The sequence below is a fragment of the Caenispirillum bisanense genome (assembly GCF_039523075.1).
GTDB lineage: Bacteria > Pseudomonadota > Alphaproteobacteria > Rhodospirillales > Rhodospirillaceae > Caenispirillum > Caenispirillum bisanense.
Map to the genome: position 1 here is coordinate 21,188 of NZ_BAAAEP010000012.1, position 24,096 is coordinate 45,283.

The window sequence follows — 24,096 nt, forward strand, 5'->3', positions numbered from 1 at the left end:
AGGGCCTCCCCTCCCTCGCATCCTTCTTGGTGTCTTTGTGTCTTGGTGGTTCAAAAACTGCCGCGGCGCCTCAGCCCCGCAGCGCCGCGATGTTGGCGGCGTAGGCGTCCGGGCCGCCCTTGAAGACGGCGGAGCCGGCGACCAGGGCCGTGGCGCCGGCGGCGATGCAGCGCTTCGCCGTTTCCGGGTTGACGCCGCCGTCCACTTCCAGCTCGATCGGGCGGGTGCCGATCAGGGCCTTGATGCGGCGGATCTTCTCCACCTGGCTCTCGATGAAGGCCTGGCCGCCGAAGCCGGGGTTGACGCTCATGACCAGCACCAGGTCGAGGTCGTCGAGCACGTATTCCAGCACGCTTTCCGGCGTCGACGGGTTGAGCGACACGCCGGCCTTCTTGCCGAGCGACCGGATCAGCTGCAGCGAGCGGTGCAGGTGGGCGCCGGCTTCGGCGTGGACGGTGATGATGTCCGACCCGGCGGCGGCGAACTCGGGAATGTAGGGGTCCACCGGCTCGATCATCAGGTGGACGTCGAAGGTCTTGGCGGTGTGCGGCCGGATGGCCTTCACGACGCCGGGGCCGATGGTGATGTTGGGCACGAAGTGGCCGTCCATGACGTCCACATGCACCCAGTCGCAGCCGGCGGCGTCGATGGCGCGGACTTCCTCGCCCAGCTTGGCGAAATCGGCGGACAGGATGCTGGGGGCGATCTTGACGGTCATGGCTCTGGCTCTTGGGAAAAGGGTCGGGTGCCGTTTTGAACCACAAAGACACCAAGACACCAAGAGCGTCGGCGCTTGCGGCGTCCGCCACCGCCTTACCGGCGGGGGGCGGGCGGGGCCGCGGCCGCCGGGCCTGGGCGCTCCCTTGGTGTCTTGGTGTCTTGGTGGTTCACCAAAACAGTCCCGCCCCCGGAGCAAAAACCCCGGGGGCGGTGGATACTTGCTAAGTTACTGCGCAGCGACGGCGGCGGCGACGACCTTGGGGTCGAGGTCGCCCTTGGCGTAGCGCTTGGCCATTTCGGACAGCGGGATCGCCTTGATCTTGCTGGCCATGCCGGTGGCGCCGAACTGTTCGTAGCGCTGCTCGCACACCTTCTGCATGGCTTCCTGGGCCGGCTTCAGGTACTTGCGCGGGTCGAACTCGGCCGGGGCCTCGGCGAAGACCTTGCGGATCTGGCCGGTGATGGCCATGCGGCAGTCGGTGTCGATGTTGATCTTGCGGACGCCGTGCTTGATGCCTTCGACGATTTCCTCGACCGGCACGCCGTAGGTCTGCGGCATGGCGCCGCCGTACTGGTTGATGATGTCCTGCAGGTCCTGCGGCACCGAGGACGAGCCGTGCATCACCAGGTGGGTGTCCGGCAGCTTGGCATGGATCTTCTTGATGGTGTCCATGGCCAGGATGTCGCCGGTCGGCTTGCGCGAGAACTTGTAGGCGCCGTGGCTGGTGCCGATGGCGACGGCCAGGGCGTCGACCTTGGTGCGGGCGACGAAGTCGGCGGCCTGGTCGGGGTCGGTGACCAGCATTTCCTTGTCGAGCTTGCCTTCGAAGCCGTGGCCGTCTTCCTTCTCGCCCATGCCGGTTTCCAGCGAGCCGAGCACGCCCAGCTCACCTTCCACCGACACGCCGACCATGTGGGCCATCTCGGTCACCTTGCGGGTGACCTCCACATTGTAGTCGTAGGAGGCGGGGGACTTGGCGTCCTCCTCCAGCGAGCCGTCCATCATGACCGAGGTGAAGTTGGCGGTGATGGCCGACAGGCAGGTCGCCGGGCTGTTGCCGTGGTCCTGGTGCATGCACACCGGAATGTCCGGGTACATTTCGGCCACCGCCATGATCATGTGCTTGATCATGATGTCGCCGGCGTAGGACCGGGCGCCGCGGCTGGCCTGCAGGATGACCGGCGCGTCGCACTTCTTGGCGGCCTTCATGATCGCCAGCACCTGCTCCATGTTGTTCACGTTGAACGCCGGCATGCCGTAGCTGTGCTCGGCGGCGTGATCGAGCAGCTGACGCAGCGAAATCAGAGCCATGGTTGTTACTCCCCGATGAGACTTGGGCCGTTGTCGTGATGTGGCTTCAGCGCCCGAGACGGGCGAGGACGGCATCGGCCACCGCCTGGGCGGTGATGCCGAAGAATTCGTACAGTTCTTCCGCCGGGCCGCTGGCACCGAACTGGCGCATGCCGATGACGGCACCTTCCAGGCCGACGTACTTCTCCCAGCCGAAGGCCGCGCCGGCTTCCACCGCGACGCGCAGAACGCCCTTGCCCAGCACCGCGATGCGATAGTCGGTCGGCTGTTCGTCGAACAGTTCCCAGCACGGCATGGAAACAACGGCGGCCTTCACGCCGACGTTGGCGAGCATCACCTGGGCGGTCAGCGCCAGCTGCACTTCCGAGCCGGTGGCGATGAGGGTGACGTCACGCTTGCCGTCCTCCGGCTCCGACAGCACATAGGCGCCGCGGGCCGACAGGTTCTCGGCGGTGTACTGGCGCACCGTCGGCAGGTTCTGGCGCGACAGGGCGAGCACGCTCGGCGCATCGTCGGTATGCAGGGCGATCTGCCAGCACTCGGCGGTTTCGATGGGGTCGCAGGGGCGCAGCACCAGCACGTTCGGCATGGCGCGCAAGGACGCCAGGTGCTCCACCGGCTGGTGGGTCGGGCCGTCCTCGCCGAGGCCGATGGAGTCATGGGTGCCGACGTAGATCACCCGCTGGTTCATGATCGCCGACATGCGCAGGGCCGGGCGCAGGTAATCGGTGAACACCAGGAAGGTGCCGCCGTAGGGGATGAAGCCGCCGTGCAGGGCGAGGCCGTTCATCATGGCGGCCATGCCGTGTTCGCGCACGCCCCAGTGGATGTAGTTGCCGGCCGCGTGGCCCGGCTCCACCGCACTCATCTGCTTTGTGATGGTGAGGTTGGAGTGGGTGAGGTCGGCGGAGCCGCCGACGATCTGCGGCAGGGCCGGCACGATGTGCTCCAGGCACTGCTGGCTGGCCTTGCGGGTGGCGACCTTCGGCTGTTCCTCGGCGCACTTCTTCTTGAAGTCGTCGAGCGCCCGTTCCCAGCCCAGCGGCAGCTTGCCGGCGACGAAGTCGAAGAAGGCCTCGCGCTTGTCGGCGGGCTCGGCCTGCATCTTGGCTTCCCAGGCGCGGCGGGCTTCGGTGCCGCGGGCGCCGGCGGCGCGCCAGGCGGACAGAACCTCGTCCGGCACCTCGAACGGCGCATGCGGCCAGCCGAGGGCCTCGCGGGTCTTGGCGATCTCGGCCTCGCCCAGGGGCGCGCCGTGAGTCTTCTCCGACCCGGCCAGCGACGGCGAGCCGTAGCCGATGACGGTGCGGCAGGCGATCAGGCTGGGGCGCGGGTCGGCCTTGGCCTTGGTGATGGCGGCGGCGACGGCTTCGGCATCATGGCCGTCGACCGCCTGCACGTGCCACTGGCTGGCCTCAAAGCGCTTCAGCTGGTCGTCGCTGGTGGCCTTGGAGGTGTCGCCGTCGATGCAGATGCGGTTGTCGTCCCACAGCACCACCAGCTTGCCGAGCTTCTGGTGGCCGGCGAAGGAGATCACTTCCTGGCTGATGCCTTCCATCAGGCAGCCGTCGCCGGCGATGCACCAGGTGTAGTGGTCGACCACGTCGTTGCCGAAGCGGGCCGCCATCATGCGCTCGCCCAGCGCCAGGCCGACGGCATTGGCGATGCCCTGGCCGAGCGGGCCGGTGGTGGTTTCCGCGAAGTCGACGTGGCCGTATTCCGGGTGGCCGGCGGTCTTGGCGCCCAGCTGGCGGAAGTTCTGCAGCTGCTCGATGTCGGTGTCGGCATAGCCGAGCAGGTAGGACAGGCTGTAGAGCAGCATGGAGCCATGGCCGGCCGACAGCACGAAGCGGTCACGGTCCGGCCAGCGCGGGCTGGTGGGGTCGACCGTGGCGAAGCGGGTGAACAGCACGGTGGCGACATCGGCCATGCCCATGGGCATGCCGGGGTGGCCGCTGTTGGCCTTCTGCACGGCGTCGATGGCCAGGAACCGGATGGCGTTGGCCATCTTCCGGGTGTCGACGGGGGCGGTGGCGGTGACGGGTTCGGTCATTGGCTGGGTATCCGTGGTGCTGTTCCGTTGGCGGCGCTGGGTTCGTGCGGTGGGGGCTTCTATAGCGCGGATCGTCAGATCGCGTAATGGCCCATGGCGGCCTTCACCAGATGATAGGTGGTGAGCAGCTGCGACAGGGCGAGCGGATGGCTCATCTTGGCGCGGTGTTCGCGGTCGTCCATGAACTGGCCCAGGTCGGCCCGGAGGTGGCCGGTCTCCGGGATCAGGTTCCACAACAGGTCTTCGATGGCCTTGGCCCGCTTGTCGTCGAGATCGGCGGCGATTTCAAGCACGTCCACCGGCTTGCCGTCGATGTCGCGGGCGAGCGTCAGCGAGACCTTGTCCTTGGAGCCTTCCAGGATGGGCGACAGGTCGGGGTGGGGCAGGGTGGGGCGCAGGGTGTGGCGCACCACCAGGTTCGGCCCCACTTCCTCGCGCCGGCCGGCGGGGCGGACGAACTGCACCACCATGTCGGCGAAGGTGCGCTGCGGGCGGATGAACTGCTCGCTCAGCTCGCCGCGGGTGAGCAGCGACTCGCGCACTTCCGATTCCTGGTAGCCGCGCTGGTGGGTGTCGCGGGTGATCTTCCAGTAGACCCGCAGGTCTTCCTCCGGCTCCAGATAGACCTTGACGTCGTAACAGTCGCGCATGGCCCGCGTGGTGTAGCCGTGCAGCCCCTCGACGATCACGTAGTCGCGCGGCTGCACGTAGACCGGCGGCCGCAGGGTGCCGTCGGAATGGTCGTAGACCGGCTTGAGGATGGGCTGGCCCTCGCGCAGCAGCCGGATGTGCTGCTCCATGATGTCCATGTGGTTGGCGCGCGGGTCGAGCGCCGACAGGCCGAGGCGCTTGCGCTCCGCCCGGGCGTGCTTGTGGTAGTCGTCGAGGGCGATGAGGGTGACGCGGTGCTCGCCCAGGATCTGCGCCACGCCGGCGGCGAAGGTGCTCTTGCCGGCGGCGCTGTCGCCGACGATGCCGAGGATGATCGGCCGGTCGGCGATCCGCTTCAGGGTCACCGGCGAGGCCGCCGGAGCGGCGGCGCGGGAGGCGGAGGTCAGCGGCATGGTCATGCCCGCCGCCACGAGGTGACCACCTGCCGGCCGGGGCCGCCGCCGGCGATGAGCAGGCTCTGGGTGCGCATCCCCTCGGCGGTGGCGGTGACGCCGTCCAGCAGCAGGCCGTCGGCGATGCCGGTGGCGCAGAAGTGGATGTCGTCGCTGCCCACCAGGTCGGCGGTGCCGAGCCAGCGGGCGGTGTCCATGCCGGCGGCCTGGACGGCCATGCGTTCGGTGTTGAGCTGGGGGTTGATGCGGCCGAGGAACTCGCCGCCCAGCGCCCGCACGGCGCAGGCGGCCAGCACCCCTTCGGGCGTGCCGCCGGTGCCCATCATGGCGTCGACGCCGGAGTCGGGGATGGCCGCCATCAGGGCGCCGGCGACGTCGCCGGCGGCGTGCAGGGCGACGCGGGCGCCGGTGCGCTGGATGGCATCCACCAGCGCCCGGTGGCGCGGCTTTTCCAGCACGTAGATGGTCAGGGCGGCGACCGGCTTGTCCAGGCAGTCGGCCAGCACCCGCAGCTTCTCCGCCACCGGCGCCGCCGGGTCGATGCGGCCGCGGGCGGCCGGCGGGGCGGCGAACTTCTCCATGTAGAAGGCGGGGCCGGGGCGGAACAGGGTGCCGCGCGGGGCCACCACCAGCACCGACAGGGCATTGTTGACGCCGCTGTCGGTCATGTAGGTGGTGCCTTCCGCCGGATCGACGGCGATGTCCACGGCATCGGCCGAGTCGGCATTGCCCAGGCGCAGGCCGGGCGGCAGCCGGGCGCCGGGGGCGTCGGCGCTTTCGCCGGCCACCACCTCGCCGTTGAGGCCAAGGCCGGTCAGGGCGGCGCGCATGGCCTTGGCGGCGGCGCGGGCGGCGGCCACGCGGTCACCCCGGCGCAGGCCGGCATGGCAGGCCAGCGCCGCCGCCTCGGTGGCGGCGCGCAGGGCGTAGGTGAAGGCCAGCGGCGACGGCTCGCACTCCACGGCAGCGGACGGCCCTTGATCCATCGTCCTTCCTTCCCCGCCGGAGCGTCGTGCGCCCCGGCACCGGGTGGGAGCCCGCCACCCGGCGGAGTGGTCCGCGCGGGCGGGAGGCGATGCGGCGGGACATAGACCTCCGCCCCGCCGAATGCAACACGAAACACCCGCCCGCCGCACGCGCGGCGACAGGCGGCGGGGCGCCCGGTCAGGTGCGCTCGCGGCCCTTCAGGAAGAAGGCGACCGCCTGGGCGCGGTTGCTGACGCCCAGCTTGTCGTAGAGGTTCTTCAGGTGGAACTTCACCGTGTTGAGCGAGATGTCGAGCTTCTCGGCGATCTGCTGGTTGGTGAAGCCGCTGGCCAGCGAGGCCAGCAGTTCGCGCTCGCGCCGGGTCAGGCCGGCAAGCGGATCGGCGCCCAACTGGCTGACATCGACGAAGGGGAACATCATGCGCCCGTCGGCAACGGCGGCCACCGTTTCCAGCAGCTGCGCCGGCGGATCGGACTTGGAGCAGAACCCGGCCGCCCGCAAGGCCATGGCCTGGCGCGGAATATCGGGATTGCCGGAGCCGGTGTAGACGATGACGCGCGGGCTGTCCTGCCGGGTCGACAGCGCTTCCAGCACGCCGCGGCCGTCAAGGTAGGGCATTTCCCACCCGATGATGCCGACGTCGAACTTCATGCGGTCGCAGGCGGCGAGGAAGCGCTCGCCGTCCGGGCACATGTGAAGCAGAGTGAACCGCTCGTCCCCGGCGAACAGCTTGATGAGGCTGCTCTGCAGAAGCGGGTTCTTCTCTGCGATGACGATTTCGATGGGGCGCTTGGATTTCTTGTCGTTGGGCATTCGCCGGCCGCCTGGTTGTGGTCGTGCCTGCCCGAACCCCCTGGTGCGGGCGCCCTTAGGCTACAGCATGAATCCCCGAAGGCAAATGCCGTTATGGACCGAAAGTGCAGGGTCCGCCCGCCCGGAGGGGCAGGAGAGGCGGCGCGCCGAGGCCGGAACGTCGCGTCCGCCGCGGCCTGGCGGGCGGCCGGGGCCGGTCCGATTGCCCGACCGGCGGCGACTCAACGGCCTGCCTTTTCCTCCGGCCTCACCCGATTGTGACAGCGATCCCCGCCGGAGCCGGCGGTGGCGGCGCGGCGGCCCGGCCGGCGGCCCCCAGACAACCGGCGGCTGTTGTCTAACCCGTTGGTCTTGTTGGCATTTTTAAAACGATGGGCGTTGTCACATAAGTTTAAAAGTTCTGTCACAAAGGCGACTCCAATCCTGACTACAGTCTGCCCCACGCCGAGGATCGGTGGCCGCCAGGCCGCATCCCACGGCCCGGCTTCATTAGAGCCCCCTATGCTCGACTGACCAATTGGAGGTCCCTGTGCTCAAGAAGACCCTCGCCCTGGCCGCCGTTGCCACCGTCGCCGTCGCCGGCGCCGCGGAAGCCCGCGACCAGATCCGCATCGTCGGCTCGTCCACCGTCTATCCGTTCACCACGACGGTTGCCGAGAACTTCGGCAAGGCCACCGGCAACAAGACCCCGATCGTCGAGTCCACCGGTACCGGCGGCGGCTTCAAGCTGTTCTGCGCCGGCGTCGGCACCGAGCACCCGGACTTCACCAACGCCTCGCGCCGCATGAAGGCGTCGGAGCTGGAGCAGTGCCAGGCTAACGGCGTCAACGACGTGGTCGAGATGAAGGTCGGCTATGACGGCATCGTCATCGCCAACTCCAAGTCCGGCCCCGATGCCGACCTGACCCGCAAGGACATCTTCCTGGCGCTGGCCAAGCAGGTGCCGGTCGACGGCAAGATCGTCGCCAACCCCTACACCACCTGGAACCAGATCAACCCGGCCCTGCCGGCCGAGAAGATCGAAGTCCTGGGCCCGCCGCCGACCTCCGGCACCCGCGACGCCTTCGTCGAGATGGTGATGGACGTTGGCTGCGAAGCCGCCCTGAAGGCCACCGGCGTCGAAGTCGGCAAGGACGACAAGAAGGCCGTGTGCCAGCAGGTGCGTGAAGACGGCGCCTACATCGAAGCCGGCGAGAACGACAACCTGATCGTCCAGAAGCTCGAGTCCAACCCCAAGGCCTTCGGCATCTTCGGCTACTCGTTCCTTGACCAGAACGCCGGCCAGATCAAGGGCCACAAGGTGGACGGCCAGGAGCCGACCTACGACAACATCGCCAACGGCGCCTACCCGGTGTCGCGTCCGCTGTTCGTCTACGCCAAGGGCGCCCACGTCGGCACCATCCCCGGCATGAAGGAATTCATCGCCGAGTACACCAGCGAGCGCGCCTGGAGCGCCGACGGCTACCTCGCCGACAAGGGCCTGATCGCCATGCCGCAGGCCGAGCGCGAGCAGTTCCGCGCCTCCGCCGAGGGCCTGCAGGCCGTCAGCCTGGAGCAGCTGAAGGCGTCGCACTGATCCGCGACGGAATGGACGCGGTGGCCGGCCGATCTGGCCGGCCACCGTTGCCATGTTCCGGCGGTCCGCCGGCCGCCTGCCGCCCCGGCAGTAATGACTCGACAAGTCGTTCATTGATCCATACTCGTCGCCGAGCCGCATTACCGGCACCCGATCTTACCCCTACACCGGTGTAGCGAGAGGCCATGCAAGCGTTCACCCTCATCGTCGTCCTGCTGGTGCTGACCGTGGTCGGCTTCCGCATGGGACGCGGACGTGCCGTTGCCGTCGTCGGCGGCGAGACGCGCAAGCTTCACTCCCTGCCGAGCTATCACGGCATGTACGTCGCCCTGTGGTGCGGCGTGCCGTCGTTCGTGCTGCTTGGCCTGTGGATGCTGTTCGAGCCCACCATCGCGACGCAGCTGACCCTCGCCAGCCTGCCGCCGCAGGCCTTCGTCGGCGCCGACGGGCAGCCGCTGTCGGAGGCGCGCATCGGCCTTCTGCTCACCGACATCCGCAACACCGCCACCGGCAACATCGCCGGCAGCAGCGATCCGCTGGTGCGCCAGGCGGCGGAATACTACGCCGGCATCCGCTCCACCGGGTCGTGGCTGCTCACCACCGTGGCGCTGTCGCTGGCGGTGGCCGGGGCCGGCTGGGGCTGGAAGCGGGTGTCGCCCGACCTGCGGGCCCGCAACGACGTCGAGCTGGCGGTGAAGGTCTTCATGATCGTCTGCTCGACCATCGCCGTCTTCACCACCATCGGCATCATCCTGTCGCTGCTGTTCGAAAGCGTCCGCTTCTTCGCCCGCGTGTCGCCGGTGGAGTTCCTGTTCGGCACCCACTGGAGCCCGCAGATCTCCATCCGCGCCGACCAGGTGGGCTCGTCGGGCGGCTTCGGCGCCATCCCGCTGTTCGCCGGCACGCTGCTGATCTCGTTCATCGCCATGTCGGTGGCGGTGCCCATCGGCCTGCTGTCGGCCATCTACATGGCCGAATACGCCCCCCGCAAGGTGCGCTCGGTGATCAAGCCGGTGCTGGAAATCCTGGCCGGCATCCCGACCGTGGTCTACGGCTTCTTCGCCGCCCTGACCGTGGCGCCGTTCTTCCGCGACACCGGCGGCCTGTTCGGCCTGTCCATCAGCTCGGAAAGCGCCCTGGCGGCCGGCATCGTCATGGGCATCATGATCATCCCCTTCGTCAGCTCGCTGTCGGACGACGTGATCACCGCCGTGCCCAATGCCATGCGCGAAGGCTCCTACGGCCTCGGCGCCACCAAGAGCGAGACCATCAAGCGGGTCATCCTGCCGGCGGCGCTGCCGGGCGTGGTGGGCGGCATCCTGCTCGCCGTGTCGCGCGCCATCGGCGAGACCATGATCGTGGTCATGGCGGCCGGCCTGTCCGCCAACCTGACGGCCAATCCCTTCGAGGCGGTCACCACCGTCACCGTGCAGATCGTCACCCTGCTGGTCGGCGACCAGGAGTTCGACAGCCCGAAGACCCTGGCGGCCTTCGCCCTTGGCCTGGTGCTGTTCGTGGTGACGCTGGTGCTGAACGTCATCGCCCTCCATGTGGTGCGCAAGTACCGCGAGCAGTACGAGTAAGGAGCCTGGAGCATGGCACCCCGTTCTCCTAAAGCCTATGATCCAGCCGCCACCGTGGCTGCCGAGGGACCGACCGTGAGCCGCAACATCACCGACGTCGTCAACGCCGGGCTCGCCGCCCGTTACCGCGCGGAGAAGCGCTTCCGCGCCTATGGCATCATCGCCATCCTGATCGCGCTCAGCATGCTTGCGACGCTGTTCGCGACCATCATCGCCAAGGGCTACCCCGCCTTCACCACCACCGTGCTGGAACTGCCGGTGACGGTGGAGCGCGAGCTGGTCGCCAATGCCCAGGGCGAGGTGACGCCGGAAAGCATCGCCTTCGCCAACTTCGCCACGCCGCTGCGCGCCGCCCTGGACGCCCAGTTCCCCGACGTGGAAGGCCGGGCGGAGAAGCGCCAGCTCTATGCCATCCTGTCGGACGGCGCCACCTTCGCCCTGCAGGCCATGATCCGCGAGAACCCGGAACTGGTCGGCCGCGAGGTGATCGTCGAGGCGCCGGTGTCGTCGGACTTCGACCTGCTCTACAAGGGCCAGATCGACATCGCGCTGCCGGAAAGCCAGCGCCGCGTCAACGACCGGCAGGTGGCGTGGTTCCAGGCCCTGCAGGACCGCGGCCTGGTCGACTCGGAATTCAACACCATCCTGTTCACCAACGGCGACTCCCGCCAGCCGGAACTGGCCGGCATTTGGGGCGCGGTGGTCGGCAGCTTCTACACCCTGATGGTGACGCTGGCGCTGTCCTTCCCCATCGGCGTGGCGGCGGCGGTGTACCTTGAGGAATTCGCGCCCAAGAACAAGTGGACCGACCTGATCGAGGTGAACATCAACAACCTCGCCGCGGTGCCGTCCATCGTGTTCGGTCTGCTCGGCCTGGCGGTGTTCCTGCAGCTGTTCGGCCTGCCGCGATCGGCGCCGCTGGTGGGCGGCCTGGTGCTGACGCTCATGACCCTGCCGACCATCATCATCGCCAGCCGCGCGGCGCTGAAGTCGGTGCCGCCCTCCATCCGCGAGGCGGCGCTGGGGGTCGGGGCCTCCAAGCTGCAGATGATCACCCACCACGTGCTGCCGCTGGCCATGCCCGGCATGCTCACCGGCACCATCATCGGCATGGCCCAGGCCCTGGGCGAGACGGCGCCGCTGCTGATGATCGGCATGGTGGCTTTCGTGGTCGACATTCCCGGCGGCCCCATGGACCCGGCGACCGTTCTGCCGGTGCAGATCTTCCTGTGGGCCGACAGCCCGGAACGTGCCTTCGTTGCCCGCACCTCGGCGGCCATCATGGTTCTTCTCGCCTTCCTGGTGGTGATGAACGCGGCTGCCGTCCTTCTCCGCAAGAAGTTCGAACGCCGCTGGTAGGACCCGCCATGAACAGCCAAGCCACCGCCGCCCAGGTCCAGACCGACGCCGCCGCCGCCGCGCCGCAGGGCACCGCCGGGTCGCCGCTCGTCGGTCCGGGCGAGAAGGCCAAGGTCTCCGCCCGCAAGGCCAACGTCTATTACGGCGACAAGCACGCCATCAAGGACGTCGCCCTGGACATCAAGCAGAACGAGGTGACCGCCTTCATCGGTCCGTCGGGCTGCGGCAAGTCGACGTTCCTGCGCTGCCTGAACCGCATGAACGACACCATCGACAGCGCCCGCGTCACCGGCACCATCACGCTCGACGGCGACGACATCTACGACCGCCGGGTGGACGTGGTGCAGCTGCGCGCCCGCGTCGGCATGGTGTTCCAGAAGCCGAACCCGTTCCCGAAGTCCATCTTCGAGAACATCGCCTACGGCCCGCGCATCCACGGCATCGCCCGCCACAAGGACGAGCTGGAAGAGATCGTCATGACCAGCCTGGAACGGGCCGGTCTGCTGGCCGAGGTGAAGGACCGCCTGGACCAGCCCGGCACCGGCCTGTCGGGCGGCCAGCAGCAGCGCCTGTGCATCGCCCGCGCCATCGCCGTCAGCCCGGAAGTGATCCTGATGGACGAGCCGTGCTCGGCGCTGGACCCCATCGCCACGGCCAAGATCGAGGAACTGATCGACGAGCTGCGGCAGAACTACACCATCGTCATCGTCACCCACTCCATGCAGCAGGCGGCCCGCGTCTCGCAGCGCACCGCCTTCTTCCACCTGGGCAACCTGGTGGAGTGCGGCGACACCGAACAGATCTTCACCAACCCGCAGCACCGCCTGACGCAGGGCTACATCACCGGCCGCTTCGGCTGAGCCGGTAACCCCCGCCCCGCCGCAGCAGCGGTCGAAGCAGGAGAGGCACCGTGGAACAGCGTCCTTCAGAGCACACGGTCAGCGCCTTCGGCGAGGAGCTGCGCGACCTGGGCGACATGATCGTCCGCATGGGCGGCCTGGCCGAGGCGCAGCTTGCCTCGGCCCTGCAGGCCCTGTCGCGGCGCGACAGCGACCTCGCCGCCCGCGTCGTCACCGCCGACGCCAAGGTCGACGAGATGGAGCAGGAGGTGCACGCCTGCGTCGTGCGCCTCATCGCCCTGCGCCAGCCGGTGGCCGACGACCTGCGCAACGCCGTCGGCGCCCTCAAGATCGCCGCCGACGTCGAGCGCATCGGCGACTATGCCGCCAACGTCGCCAAGCGGGTGCTGGTGCTCAACCAGCTGCCGCTGGTGCGGCCGGTGGCGGCGGTGCCCAGCATGGGGCGCATCGTGCAGGAACTGATCAACGACGTGCTCGACGCCTATGTCGAACGCGACGTGCGCAAGGCCATCGACGTCTGGCAGCGGGACGAGGAAGTGGACGAGCTGCACACCAGCCTGTTCCGCGAACTGGTCACCGACATGATGGAGGATGCGCGCAACATCACCGCCTGCACGCACCTCATGTTCATCGCCAAGAACATCGAGCGCATCGGCGACCACGCCACCAACATTGCGGAAACCATCCATTTCCTGGTCCAGGGCACGCCCCTGCGCGGCCAGCGGCCCAAGGGGGCCGACCAGGACTACAGCCTGCCGGCGCAGGACGCACCGGCCAGGGCCAAGGACGCGACGGAGTAGACGCAGAGATGAAGCCGCTTGTCATGATCGTCGAGGACGAAATCGCCCTCGTCACCATGCTCCGCTACAACCTGGAGAAGGAAGGCTATCGCGTCGTCGAGGCCACCGACGGCGAGGAAGCGCTGACGGTCGCCGCCGAGAACACGCCCAACCTCATCCTGCTCGACTGGATGCTGCCGATGATGTCGGGCATCGAGGTCTGCCGCCAGCTGCGCCGCAAGCCGGCGACCCGCGACGTGCCCATCATCATGGTCACCGCCCGCGGCGAGGAAAGCGACAAGGTGCGCGGCCTCAACACCGGTGCCGACGACTACATCACCAAGCCGTTCTCCATGCCCGAGCTGATGGCCCGCATCGGTGCCCTGCTGCGGCGCTCGCAGCCGGTGGCGCAGAGCAAGGGCGTGCTCACCTACGAAGACATCACCATGGACCTGTCGGCCCACCGCGTCACCCGCGCCGGCCGCTACGTCCACCTGGGCCCGACCGAGTTCCGCCTGCTGCAGTTCCTGATGGAGCATCCCGGCTGCGTGTTCTCGCGCGAGGAACTGCTGAACGCCGTGTGGGGGCCGGACATCTATGTCGAGCCGCGCACCGTCGACGTCCACATCCGCCGCCTGCGCAAGGCGCTGAACGGCGAGACGGAGCAGGACGTCATCCGCACCGTGCGCGCCGCCGGCTACGCCCTGGACGCCAACGCCGTCATCGCCTGAAACGTCGGGCCGGCGGGTGGCCGGCCCGACTTTCGATGTACAACCGTAGTAAGAAAGAGCCGCCGAACCGTCGCGCCGCTCCTGTCGTTGACGCCCTGATTTAGAACTTTTCTGAAAAGGGCTTCAGCGATGGCATCCACCGGCGACAACGGCGGCTACCAGCCGCGCACCTATGGCGATCAGCAGCATCTGGCGGGGCGCGGCGGCGAGACCCACCAGACGGCGGAGGGCACCGGCGGGCCGGCGCTCACCACCAACCAGGGCGTGCCCATCGCCGACGACCAGAACTCGCTGAAGGTGGGCGGCCGCGGCCCCATGCTGATGGAAGACTTCGTCTTCCGCGAGAAGCTGTTCCACTTCGACCACGAGCGTATCCCCGAGCGGGTGGTCCACGCCCGCGGCTACGGCGCCCACGGCTTCTTCGAGCCCTACCGGTCGCTGGCCGATCTCACCTGCGCCGACCTGTTCCAGCGGCAGGGGGAGCGCACGCCGGTGTTTGTGCGCTTTTCCACCGTCGCCGGCAACAAGGGCTCGGCCGACCTGGCGCGAGACGTGCGCGGCTTCGCGGTGAAGTTCTACACCAAGGAAGGCAACTGGGATCTGGTCGGCAACAACATCCCGGTCTTCTTCATCCAGGACGGCATCAAGTTCCCCGACGTCGTCCACGCCGCCAAGGACGAGCCCGACCGCGGCTTCCCGCAGGCGCAGACGGCCCATGACAACTTCTGGGACTTCATCTCGCTGACGCCGGAAAGCATCCACATGGCGCTGTGGATCATGTCCGACCGCACCATCCCGCGCAGCTTCCGCATGATGGAAGGGTTCGGCGTCCATACCTTCCGGCTGGTCAATGCCGAGGGCGTCTCCCACTTCGTCAAGTTCCACTGGAAGCCCAAGCTCGGCATGCAGTCGGTGGTGTGGAACGAGGCGCTGAAGATCAACGGCGCCGACCCCGATTTCCACCGCCGCGACCTGTGGGATGCCATCCAGGCCGGCGACTACCCGGAATGGGAACTGGGCCTGCAGGTGTTCACCGAGGAGCAGGCGGAAGCCTTCTGGTACGACGTGCTCGACCCGACCAAGATCGTGCCCGAGGAAGAGGTGCCGGTGGAGCCGGTGGGGCGGCTGGTGCTCGACCGCATGGTGGACAACTTCTTCGCCGAGACGGAGCAGGTGGCCTTCTGCACCCAGAACATCGTCCGCGGCATCGACTTTTCCGACGATCCGCTGCTGCACGGGCGCAACTTCTCCTACCTCGACACCCAGCTGAAGCGCCTGGGCAGCCCCAACTTCACCCACCTGCCCATCAACGCGCCCAAGTGTCCGTGGCACAACCTGCAGCAGGATGGCCACATGGCCATGTTCAACCCACGCGGCCGGGTGAACTACGAGCCCAACTCGTGGAGCGGCGACATCCCGCGCGAGACCCACGAGCGCGGCTTCCGCACCTATCCGGCCCCGGTGGAGGGGCGCAAGCTGCGCGAACGGTCGGAAACCTTCGCCGACCATTACTCGCAGGCGCGGCAGTTTTACATCAGCCAGACCAAGGTGGAGCAGGGCCACATCATCGATGCCTTCACCTTCGAGCTGAGCAAGGTGGAAACGCCGGCCATCCGCGCCCGCGTCGTCAGCCACCTGCGCAACGTCGACGAGGGGCTGGCCAAGGCGGTGGCGGAGCGCCTGCGCCTGCGCGACCTGCCGGAAAAGGCGCCGGCCGCTATGCCGACCCGCATGGACCTGCCGCCGTCGCCGGCGCTGTCCATCCTGGAGCGGCAGATGAAGACGCTGAAGGGCCGCAAGGTGGGGGTGCTGGTGACCGACGGGGTGGATGCCGCCGTCCTCGGCGCCCTGCGCAGCGCCCTGACAGCGGAAGGCGCCATGATGAAGGTGGTGGTGCCCCACATCGGCGGCGTCGAGGCCTCCGACCGGAGCTGGATCGAGGGCGACGAGAAGATCGACGGCGGCCCCTCCGTCGTATTCGATGCGGTGGTGGTGGCGCCGGGGCCGCAGGGCGCCGACCTGCTGGCGCGGGAGGCGACGGCGCGCGATTTCGTCACCGACGCCTTCGCCCACATGAAGATCATCGGCTGGCTGCCGCCGGCGCAGGCGCTGCTGGAGAAGGCGGGCATCTTCGCCGACCTGGACGACGGCTGCGTGCGCCTGGACGGGGCGGCCGACGTGGCGCAGTTCGTCGCGGCGGCCAAGCAGGTGCGCTACTGGCCCCGGGAACCGAAGGTGAAACAGGTCTGAAAGACCTGAAGCTCCTTGTGATGCAAGCAAAACGGCGGCCCCATCAGGGGCCGCCGTCAGCGCGACTCGAAGGGGCCAATCAGGCGCCGATGGCCCTGGCCAGATAGGCGTCGATCACCTTCACCAGCGCTTCCTGGTGGTCGGTGAAGCTGTGGTTGGCGCCCTCGATGGCGGTGTAGTCGATGGTGATGTTCTTCTGCTGCTGCAGCTTGGCCGCCAGCTTGGCGGCGGCGGCTTCCGGCACGCGCTCGTCCTTGCTGCCGTGGACGATCAGGCCCGACGACGGGCAGGGGGCCAGGAAGGTGAAATCGTACTGGTTGGCCGGCGGCGCCACCGACACGAACCCCTCGATCTCCGGCCGGCGCATCAGCAACTGCATGCCGATCCAGGCGCCGAAGGCAAAGCCGGCGACCCAGCAGGCGCCGGCGTTGTGGTTGATCTGCTGCATCCAGTCGAGCGCCGAGGCGGCATCCGACAGCTCCCCCTGACCGGCGTCATAGACCCCCTGCGACCGGCCGACCCCGCGGAAATTGAAGCGCAGCACCGAAAAGCCGCGGCGGGCGAAGGTGTGATAGGTGTTGTAGACGACCCGGTTGTTCATGCTGCCGCCCTGCTGCGGATCGTGGTGCAGAACCAGGGCGATGGGGGCATTCGGCCGCTTCGAGTGGTGATAACGGCCTTCCAGGCGGCCTTCCGGCCCGTTGAAGATCACTTCAGGCATGGGTGCGGTGAGCCTTGGCTTCTGGCGCGGCGGAAGGGATCGGAACAGGGCGCGCGACGGGATGGGAAAGCCCCCGGTGAAGTGTCCCGCCGGCCGTCGCGGAAAGGGGCGTCAGTGGCCCCAGGCAAACTTGACCGGCATGGTCGGGGATCATATATTCAACTCCACAGGGGCCATGGCCTCTGTTATCTACTGTTGCGCGGCGGGTCGCGAAGGTGCGACCCGGCCGTGTAAAACGGGGCGCATATTAGCACACTCGACGCAGCAATTTTCAACAGATTTCGAAGATGTTCGCACGACTCAAGGAAGACATGGACGCCATTCTGGCCCGCGATCCGGCCGCCCGCTCGCGGCTGGAGGTCTTCCTCTGTTATCCGGGCTTCCATGCCATCGCCATGCACCGGCTGACCCATTGGCTGTGGGGCAAGGGCGTGCGGCTGCCGGCCCGGTTCCTGTCGCATGTGGCGAAGATGTTCACCGGCGTCGAGATCCATCCGGGTGCCAGGATCGGCCGTCGCGTCTTCATTGATCATGCCACCGGCGTGGTCATCGGCGAGACCGCCGAGGTGGGTGATGACGTGACGCTGTACCAGGGCGTGACCCTGGGCGGCACCTCGCTGCACAAGGGCAAGCGCCACCCGACCCTGGGTGCCGGCGTCATCGTCGGCTCCGGCGCGCAGATCCTCGGCCCCCACACGGTGGGGGAGGGGGCGCGCGTGGGTGCCAACGCGGTGGTGCTGGACGAGGTTCCGCCGGGCGTCACCGTGGTCGGCATTCCCGCCCGCATGGTGATGCGCAAGCCCAAGGGGATCGAGGAAGACTTCTGCGCCTACGGCCTGCCGTCGGAACACCTGCCGGACCCGGTCGTGCGCACCATGGATGCCCTGCGGGCCCAGATCAGCGCCCTGATGGACCGGGTGGAAACCCTGGAGCGCGAGCGCGACCAGGCCGCCGGCCAGCCGGGCACCCCGGCCGCCGCCCCGGTGCCGCCGGTCACCGTGCGGGCGCCCCGTCTGCCGCAGGTGGTGGCCGACAACAGCGACGTGCTGCGGTCCGGCGACGCGGCGGACGGCCCGGAGATGGAGGCGATCCGCCTGCCGGATGCTTCCCCCGCCGCCGGCGATGCCGCCTCTCCCCTCGCGGGCGGGCCCACCGCGGGCGTGGACGAAGAAGAAGACGCGCGCCGCGCGGCCTCCGGCGGGAGGCCGGCGTGATTACGGTGCACAAGGGATCGGGAACGGTCGGAACCGCTGCCGCGGCACCGGCCCAGAGGGAGTACGGACCGTGAGACTGAGTACGAAAGGCCGCTACGCGGTGATGGCGATGGGGGACCTTGCCTCGCACTCGCAGGGCAAGCCGGTGGCCTTGGCGGATATCGCCGAGCGGCAGGAAATCAGCCTGTCCTACCTTGAGCAGCTGTTCGGCAAGCTGCGCAAGGGCGGTCTGGTGCGCAGCGTGCGCGGTCCCGGCGGCGGCTACCTGCTGTCGCGCCCGGCGGGCGAGATGCGCATCTCCGACATCATCCTGGCGGTGGACGAGCCGATCCAGACCACCCGCTGCACCCCGGGCACTCCGGCCGGCTGCCACAACAACAAGGGCCGCTGCCTGACCCATGACCTGTGGGAAGAGCTGGGCAACCAGATCTACCTCTACCTGTCCAGCGTGACCCTGGAGCAGGTGGTGCAGCGCAAGGTTCTGGGTACCAGCGGCCTGTTCGGCGACCCGGCCATCAGCGCCGCTGCCCAGTAACGCCGCGCAGCCCTCAGGCCGCCGTGCGGCCGAGGCGGGAGACGGTCCCGCCCCGGCCCGCTGGCGGTCTTTCCATGTCTGATCCAGATGATCCGCCCATGACCCGGCCGGTGCACTACCTCGACCACAACGCCACCGCCCCCATCCGCCCCGAGGCGGCGGCGGCGGTGATGCGCGCCCTGACCGACGGCGGCAATCCGTCGTCGGTCCATGCCGTCGGTCGCCGCGCCCGAGCGGTGGTGGACGATGCCCGCGAGGCGGTGGCGGCGCTGGTCAACGCCCGGCCGGAGCAGGTGATCTTCACCTCCGGCGGCACCGAATCCGACGTGCTGGCCTTACGCGGCTGCGGCCGGCCGCGCGCCATCGTCTCGGCGGTGGAGCATCAGGCGGTGCTGAAGGCCCATCCCGATGCCGCCGTCTGCCCCGTCACCGCCGATGGCCTCATCGATCTGGCGGCGCTGGAAACCCTGCTGGCGGAGGCCCAGGCCGACGGGCAGGTGGTGGTGTCGGTCATGCTCGCCAACAACGAGACGGGCGTCATCCAGCCGGTGAAGGACGTGGTGCGGCTGGCGCGCGCCCATGGCGCCCTGGTGCATTGCGACGCCGTGCAGGGGCCGGGCCGCATCTTCACCGACGTTCACGCCCTGCGCGTCGACCTGCTCAGCCTGTCGGCCCACAAGATCGGCGGCCCGCCGGGCGTCGGGGCGCTGATCGCCACCGACCCGGCGGCGCTGCAGCCGCTGTTCCCCGGCGGGCAGGAGCGCGGCAAGCGGGCGGGGACGGAGAACGTGCCCGGCCTCGCCGGTTTCGCCGCCGCCGCCCGCGTCGTGGCGGAGCGCTGGCGGGAGGAGGCGGCGGTCCTGGGCACCCTGCGCCGCCGGCTGGAAGAGGGCATCCTCGCCGCGCAGCCGCAGGCGGTGATCTGGGGCGGCGGTGCGGCCCGGCTGCCCAACACCGTCTGTGTCGGCCTGCCCGGCGTGGCGGCCCAGGGGCAGCTGATGACCCTCGACCTGGCCGGCGTCTGCGTCAGCGCCGGCGCCGCCTGTTCGTCCGGCAAGGTGGGGCCGAGCCACGTGCTGCAGGCCATGGGCGCCACCGACACGGCGGCGCGCGAGGCCATCCGCGTCAGCCTCGGCTGGTCGTCCACCGCCGCCGACGTCGAGGCCTTCCTGCGGGCGTGGCAGCCGTTGGCGGCGCGGGCGGTCGCCTGACGGTCTACCCCCTTGCCGAGAGGCGGCGGGGACGCTATGCAGTCAGCCCGAAGCGTTTCACCCCCAGAAAGCGGTTACAAGGGAGCGGCGAATGCCCAAGATCACCTTCATCGACAAGGACGGCGAGGCCCAGACCTTCGACGCCCCGGAAGGGCTGTCGGTGCTGGAAGTGGCGCACCGTCACAGCATCGATATCGAGGGTGCCTGCGAAGGGTCGCTCGCCTGTTCCACCTGCCATGTGGTGGTGGACCCGGAATGGTACGACAAGCTGCCGGAAGCCTCGGAAGACGAGGAAGACATGCTTGACCTCGCCTTCGGCCTGACCAAGACGTCGCGCCTCGGCTGCCAGATCATCATGAGCGGCGACCTCGACGGTCTGGTCGTCCGCCTGCCGACCGGCAGCCGCAACGCCCTGAGCGACTGAGGCCGAGCCGAAAAAGGGGGAGCGGCGGCCCCTTCCCAAGCGACCCGCCGCCCCCTATCTGACGCGCCATGACGACGCTCGCCGACCTGCCCGCCGCGGCGCCCGACGTGGCCGCCATCGACCTCGACCTTGATCCTGCCCGCCCGCCGGCGGAAACGCGGGTGGTCGTCGCCATGTCCGGCGGTGTCGACAGTTCCGTCACCGCCGCCCTGCTGGCCGAGCGCGGCTATGACGTGGTCGGCATCACCATGCAGCTTTACGACCACGGCGCCGCCATCGCGCGCGCCAATTCGTGCTGCGCCGGCAAGGACATCCACGATGCCCGCCGGGTGGCGGCGGCCATCGGCATCCCCCATTACGTGGTCGACTACGAGGGCACCTTCCTCGGCGACGTGATGGAAAAGTTCGCCGACAGCTACGTGTCGGGCGAAACTCCGGTGCCCTGCGTGCTGTGCAACCAGACGGTCAAGTTCCGCGACCTGCTGACGGCGGCCCGCGAGCTTGGTGCCGCTGCCCTCGCCACCGGCCATTACGTCCGCCGCCGGCGCGGTACCGACGGCGGGGCGGAACTGTGGCGTGGCGCCGACCCGGCCAAGGACCAGAGCTATTTCCTGTTCGCCACCACCCGCGAGCAGATGGAGTTCGTGCGCTTCCCCCTCGGCGGCCTGAGCAAGGACGAAACCCGCGCGCTCGCCCGCCGCTACGCCCTGCCCACCGCCGACAAGGCGGAAAGCCAGGACATCTGCTTCGTGCCCGACGGCGATTACGCCCGCGTGGTGGAAAAGCTGCGCCCCGGCGCCACCCGCCCCGGCGACATCGTGCACGTGGACGGCCGGGTGATCGGGCGCCACGAGGGCATCATCCACTACACCGTCGGCCAGCGCCGCGGCCTCGACATCGGCGGCCTGGCGGAGCGGCTGTACGTGGTGCGGGTGGAGGCCTCCACCAACCGCGTCATCGCCGGCCCGCGCGAGGCGCTGGGCCGCGACTCCTTCCGCATCCGCGACGTCAACTGGCTGGGCCAGGGCGACGGCCCGGCGGCCGGCGGCGTGCGCTGCGTGGTGAAGATCCGCAACAGCTTCCGCCCCGCCGCGGCGACGGTGCTGCCCCACCCGGACGGCGGCGCCGAGGTGCGGCTGGACGAGCCGGTCCACGGCGTGGCGCCGGGTCAGGCCTGCGTGCTCTACGACGGCGACCGGGTGCTGGGCGGCGGCTGGATCGTGCGCGACGGGCGCGGCTGATCTTTCTGCGCCGTCCTCCTTCGTTTGGAGGATGTGATCGCCGTCACACCGCCTTAAGATGGCGCCGTCATGGGCGTTGCGAGCCGCCGGGCCTCAGTTGACCCCCGAGGCGCGGCGGCATCCCGAGTCGCGGACTTCCATCACACCGGCGCGCCTCCGTCCTGGGGGCGCGCCGTCCTTTTCACCGCCGGGTGCGGCCCAAGGTGTCGGCGGCATGGGCATCGCGCTGGCCCATGGGCTTGCGGTGGCCCTGGGTGGTGTCGTGACGGGTCTGGCGTTCCATCTCGCAGTTCACCTCCGCCCCCAGCAGCACCACGAAGGCCGACAGGTAGAGCCACAGCAGCAGCATGACCACCCCGGCCAGGGCGCCGTAGCTTTCGTTGTAGCTGCCGAAGTTGCGCACATAGAGCGAGAACAGGATGGAGCCGACGATCCACAGCACCGCCGCCAGGGCGGAGCCGGGCGTCACCCAGCGCCATTGCGGCTCGTCGCGGTCCGGCGCCACCCGGTAGACCACCGCCAGCGCCAGCATCACCAGCACCACCAGCAGCGGCCAGCGGCCGAGCAGCACCGCCCATTCCACCGTCGCCGGCAGGCCGAGCGCCGCCACCACCGCCGGCACCACGGTGATGACGCCCAGTGCCACGATGACGAAGACGATGGCCCCCAGCGTCAGCCCCAGCACCACCAGGGTGCGCTTGACGAAGCCGCGTTCCTCGCGCTCGTCGTAGGCGATGTCGATGCCGGTGACCAGCGCCTTCATGCCCTTGGAGGCACTCCACAACGCCGCCAGCAGGCCGACGATGGCCCCGAAGCCGAGCGCCCCGCCGGAGGCCGAGGCCACCCGCTGCAACTGGTCCTGGATGATCTGCTGCACGTCCGGCGGCAGCATGCCGGCCACCGTCTGGATCTGGCCGGTGACGTCCTGTGGGCTGGCGACCAGGCCGTAGAGGGTCAGCAGCGCCGCCAGGGCGGGGAAGATGGACAGGATGCCGAAGAAGGCGATGCCGGCGGCGACGATGCTGATGTTGTCGTCGCCGATCTGGTCCTTCACCCGCAGGGCCACGTCGCGCAGGCCGCGCTTCGGGATGTCGGTCGGCTTGCTGGCCTGCCGGCCATGGCGGTCGCTGTGCCGCGTCACGCATCACCTCGATGGCTGCGGTGCCCCTGGTATCGGAGCACCTTCAGCCTGTGAACGGACGCCGCCGGGGGCGGGTTCGGTCGCCTCGCCGCGCCTCCGCTCCGGTCAGCCGCCGCCGGTGGCGGCAGGGGCGGGCGGGGCAGGGGCGGCCAGCAGCCACGGCGGCACCGCGTCGGTCTCGCCGGCGCCGAGGAAGGTGCGGCCGATGTCGACAGTGCTCTGCCGTCCGACGCTGGCGGCGTGGGCCTCCATCCACCCCCGCGCCTTGGCGGCGCCCAGGTCGCGCAGCCAGCACAGGAATTCCCACTCGGTGTTGAACTTGCTGGAGGCGGACAGGGCGTCCATCTCCTGCTCGCCGCTGATCATGTGGATGAACATGCGCTTGTAGTCCTGCGGGTCCAGCTTGCCTTGCTCCAGCAGGCGGTCGACGAAGGCGATGGCGCGCATCTCGCGGTACAGGCTGGCGTTGAAGGTGATCTCGTTCAGGCGGTTGATGATCTCGCGCGCCGTGCGCGGCACCGCCTGGCGGCGCAGCGGGTTGATCTGCACCAGCACGATGTCGCGGCTGCCGCCGCGGTAGATGAACGGCCACAGCGCCGGATTGCCCATGTAGCCGCCATCCCAATAGGCGTCGCCGTCGATCTCCACCGCCTGATACAGGTGGGGCAGGCAGGCTGAGGCCATGATGTGGCGGGCGGTCAGCTCGTCATGGCGGAACACCCGCGGCCGGCCGGTGGTGACGCTGGTGGCGGTGACGAACACCTGCACCCGGTCGCAGCGCCGCACCCGCTCGAAATCCACCGCCGCCTCGACGATGCCCTGCAGCGGGTTGTAGTTGGAGGGGTTGAACTCATAGGGGCTGTAGAGCCGCTGCATCAGGTCGGCCCAGATGAACCACGGGTTGCCGTCCAGGCTCCAGCTGCCGGTCAGCCAGCCGTGCGGGCCGCGTTTCCAGGGGGTGAAGCGGCCGGCATCGGCGACCTTGCGCCAGAATGCCTCCAGCCCCTCGCGCGCCGCCTGCTTGCCGCCGCGCGACAGCCCGTCGGCCAGCACCACGGCATTCATGGCACCGGCGGAGGTGCCGGAGACGCTTTCGATCTCCAGCCGGTCGTCGGCCAGGATGGCGTCGAGCACGCCCCAGGTGAAGGCGCCATGGGCGCCGCCGCCCTGCAGGGCGAGGTTGACCGGCTTGCCCTTGCCCTCCAGCCGCACGTTGGGCGGCCGGAAGCGGAACACCTTGCCGAGCGCCGCCTTGACACCGGCGGCAAACCCGCCGCCGCGCCGGGGCTCCGCCGGCTCGCGGCAGGGGGTGTCGGCGCCGGCGGGCGGTATGTCTTCTGCATTCACCGCCGGAGCGGTGGTGTCTGTGGTGGCGGGCTTGGGCGTCGGATGATCGGTCACGACCGTCCTCCTGTCTCTCCATGCTGCATTGCACAATGGTGGGGTCCGGGGGCGGCGAATGCAAGGACAGGTCTGTTTCCGAACCGTGAAAACAAGGTGTTGACGACCGCCCGCGCGGCCG

General features: G+C 69.1%; 21 protein-coding genes. 12 read left to right on the top strand and 9 right to left on the bottom strand.

Going from position 1 to position 24,096, the window contains the following annotated elements:
* Window positions 1-70: 70 nt before the first annotated feature.
* The 6 genes from rpe to ABD056_RS07580 form a co-directional block, all read right to left on the bottom strand.
* Complete coding sequence (gene rpe, locus ABD056_RS07555) at window positions 71-718, bottom strand: ribulose-phosphate 3-epimerase (RefSeq protein WP_343865935.1); 648 nt, start codon at window positions 716-718, stop codon at window positions 71-73.
* A 228-nt stretch (window positions 719-946) separates the two neighbouring features.
* Entirely contained in the window at window positions 947-2,032 is a 1,086-nt protein-coding gene (fba, locus tag ABD056_RS07560) for a class II fructose-bisphosphate aldolase (protein ID WP_343865936.1), read from the bottom strand.
* Between the two features lie 46 nt (window positions 2,033-2,078).
* Window positions 2,079-4,085: a transketolase gene (tkt, locus tag ABD056_RS07565; protein WP_343865937.1), complete on the bottom strand. Its 2,007-nt coding sequence runs from the start codon at window positions 4,083-4,085 to the stop codon at window positions 2,079-2,081.
* A gap of 74 nt (window positions 4,086-4,159) precedes the next feature.
* On the bottom strand, window positions 4,160-5,155 hold the full coding sequence (locus tag ABD056_RS07570) for a phosphoribulokinase (protein WP_343865939.1): 996 nt from the start codon (window positions 5,153-5,155) through the stop codon (window positions 4,160-4,162).
* The gene (locus tag ABD056_RS07575) at window positions 5,152-6,135 is read right to left on the bottom strand and encodes a class II fructose-bisphosphatase family protein (protein WP_343865941.1); all 984 of its coding nucleotides are present in this window, start codon (window positions 6,133-6,135) and stop codon (window positions 5,152-5,154) included. Before ABD056_RS07575 ends, ABD056_RS07570 begins: the two co-directional genes overlap by 4 nt.
* A gap of 178 nt (window positions 6,136-6,313) precedes the next feature.
* Window positions 6,314-6,949 (bottom strand): response regulator transcription factor, encoded by a 636-nt coding sequence (locus ABD056_RS07580; protein WP_343865943.1) that lies wholly within the window; start codon window positions 6,947-6,949, stop codon window positions 6,314-6,316.
* Window positions 6,950-7,478: 529 nt separating this feature from the next.
* On the opposite strand from ABD056_RS07580, the gene ABD056_RS07585 reads away from it, so the two are divergent.
* The 7 genes from ABD056_RS07585 (at window position 7,479) to ABD056_RS07615 (ending at window position 16,087) form a co-directional block, all read left to right on the top strand.
* Entirely contained in the window at window positions 7,479-8,525 is a 1,047-nt protein-coding gene (locus ABD056_RS07585) for a PstS family phosphate ABC transporter substrate-binding protein (RefSeq protein WP_343865945.1), read from the top strand.
* A 185-nt stretch (window positions 8,526-8,710) separates the two neighbouring features.
* Window positions 8,711-10,108: a phosphate ABC transporter permease subunit PstC gene (gene pstC, locus ABD056_RS07590; protein WP_343865947.1), complete on the top strand. Its 1,398-nt coding sequence runs from the start codon at window positions 8,711-8,713 to the stop codon at window positions 10,106-10,108.
* A 75-nt stretch (window positions 10,109-10,183) separates the two neighbouring features.
* Window positions 10,184-11,467 (top strand): phosphate ABC transporter permease PstA, encoded by a 1,284-nt coding sequence (gene pstA, locus ABD056_RS07595; protein ID WP_343865948.1) that lies wholly within the window; start codon window positions 10,184-10,186, stop codon window positions 11,465-11,467.
* An 8-nt stretch (window positions 11,468-11,475) separates the two neighbouring features.
* Window positions 11,476-12,327: a phosphate ABC transporter ATP-binding protein PstB gene (gene pstB / locus ABD056_RS07600; RefSeq protein WP_343865949.1), complete on the top strand. Its 852-nt coding sequence runs from the start codon at window positions 11,476-11,478 to the stop codon at window positions 12,325-12,327.
* Between the two features lie 50 nt (window positions 12,328-12,377).
* Window positions 12,378-13,127: a phosphate signaling complex protein PhoU gene (phoU, locus tag ABD056_RS07605; protein WP_343865951.1), complete on the top strand. Its 750-nt coding sequence runs from the start codon at window positions 12,378-12,380 to the stop codon at window positions 13,125-13,127.
* Window positions 13,128-13,135: 8 nt separating this feature from the next.
* Window positions 13,136-13,837 carry a phosphate regulon transcriptional regulator PhoB gene (gene phoB, locus ABD056_RS07610; protein ID WP_343865953.1) on the top strand — a complete coding sequence of 234 codons (702 nt, stop codon included), beginning with the start codon at window positions 13,136-13,138 and terminating at the stop codon, window positions 13,835-13,837.
* A gap of 129 nt (window positions 13,838-13,966) precedes the next feature.
* Window positions 13,967-16,087: a catalase gene (locus ABD056_RS07615; protein WP_343865954.1), complete on the top strand. Its 2,121-nt coding sequence runs from the start codon at window positions 13,967-13,969 to the stop codon at window positions 16,085-16,087.
* 79 nt (window positions 16,088-16,166) lie between these two features.
* Here the strand turns inward: ABD056_RS07615 and ABD056_RS07620 are convergent, their stop codons facing one another.
* Window positions 16,167-16,808 carry an alpha/beta hydrolase gene (locus tag ABD056_RS07620; protein ID WP_343865955.1) on the bottom strand — a complete coding sequence of 214 codons (642 nt, stop codon included), beginning with the start codon at window positions 16,806-16,808 and terminating at the stop codon, window positions 16,167-16,169.
* Window positions 16,809-17,086: 278 nt separating this feature from the next.
* Between ABD056_RS07620 and cysE the strand changes: the two genes are divergently transcribed.
* From cysE to mnmA, 5 genes are all read left to right on the top strand, one after another.
* Entirely contained in the window at window positions 17,087-18,022 is a 936-nt protein-coding gene (gene cysE, locus ABD056_RS07625; RefSeq protein WP_343866001.1) for a serine O-acetyltransferase, read from the top strand.
* A gap of 70 nt (window positions 18,023-18,092) precedes the next feature.
* Window positions 18,093-18,557 carry an Rrf2 family transcriptional regulator gene (locus ABD056_RS07630; protein ID WP_343865956.1) on the top strand — a complete coding sequence of 155 codons (465 nt, stop codon included), beginning with the start codon at window positions 18,093-18,095 and terminating at the stop codon, window positions 18,555-18,557.
* 98 nt (window positions 18,558-18,655) lie between these two features.
* Complete coding sequence (locus tag ABD056_RS07635) at window positions 18,656-19,768, top strand: cysteine desulfurase family protein (RefSeq protein ID WP_343865957.1); 1,113 nt, start codon at window positions 18,656-18,658, stop codon at window positions 19,766-19,768.
* A gap of 91 nt (window positions 19,769-19,859) precedes the next feature.
* The gene (locus ABD056_RS07640; RefSeq protein ID WP_343865958.1) at window positions 19,860-20,192 is read left to right on the top strand and encodes a ferredoxin family 2Fe-2S iron-sulfur cluster binding protein; all 333 of its coding nucleotides are present in this window, start codon (window positions 19,860-19,862) and stop codon (window positions 20,190-20,192) included.
* 68 nt (window positions 20,193-20,260) lie between these two features.
* Window positions 20,261-21,433: a tRNA 2-thiouridine(34) synthase MnmA gene (mnmA, locus tag ABD056_RS07645; protein WP_343865959.1), complete on the top strand. Its 1,173-nt coding sequence runs from the start codon at window positions 20,261-20,263 to the stop codon at window positions 21,431-21,433.
* A gap of 181 nt (window positions 21,434-21,614) precedes the next feature.
* On the opposite strand, the gene ABD056_RS07650 is transcribed toward mnmA, so the two are convergent.
* Together ABD056_RS07650 and ABD056_RS07655 are read right to left on the bottom strand one after the other, a co-directional pair.
* Window positions 21,615-22,574, bottom strand: a complete 960-nt coding sequence (locus tag ABD056_RS07650) for a YihY/virulence factor BrkB family protein (RefSeq protein WP_343865960.1) — start codon at window positions 22,572-22,574, stop codon at window positions 21,615-21,617.
* Window positions 22,575-22,679: 105 nt separating this feature from the next.
* A complete protein-coding gene (locus ABD056_RS07655; RefSeq protein WP_343865961.1) occupies window positions 22,680-23,975 on the bottom strand; it encodes a patatin-like phospholipase family protein in 1,296 nt (431 codons plus the stop codon).
* Window positions 23,976-24,096: the final 121 nt, after the last annotated feature.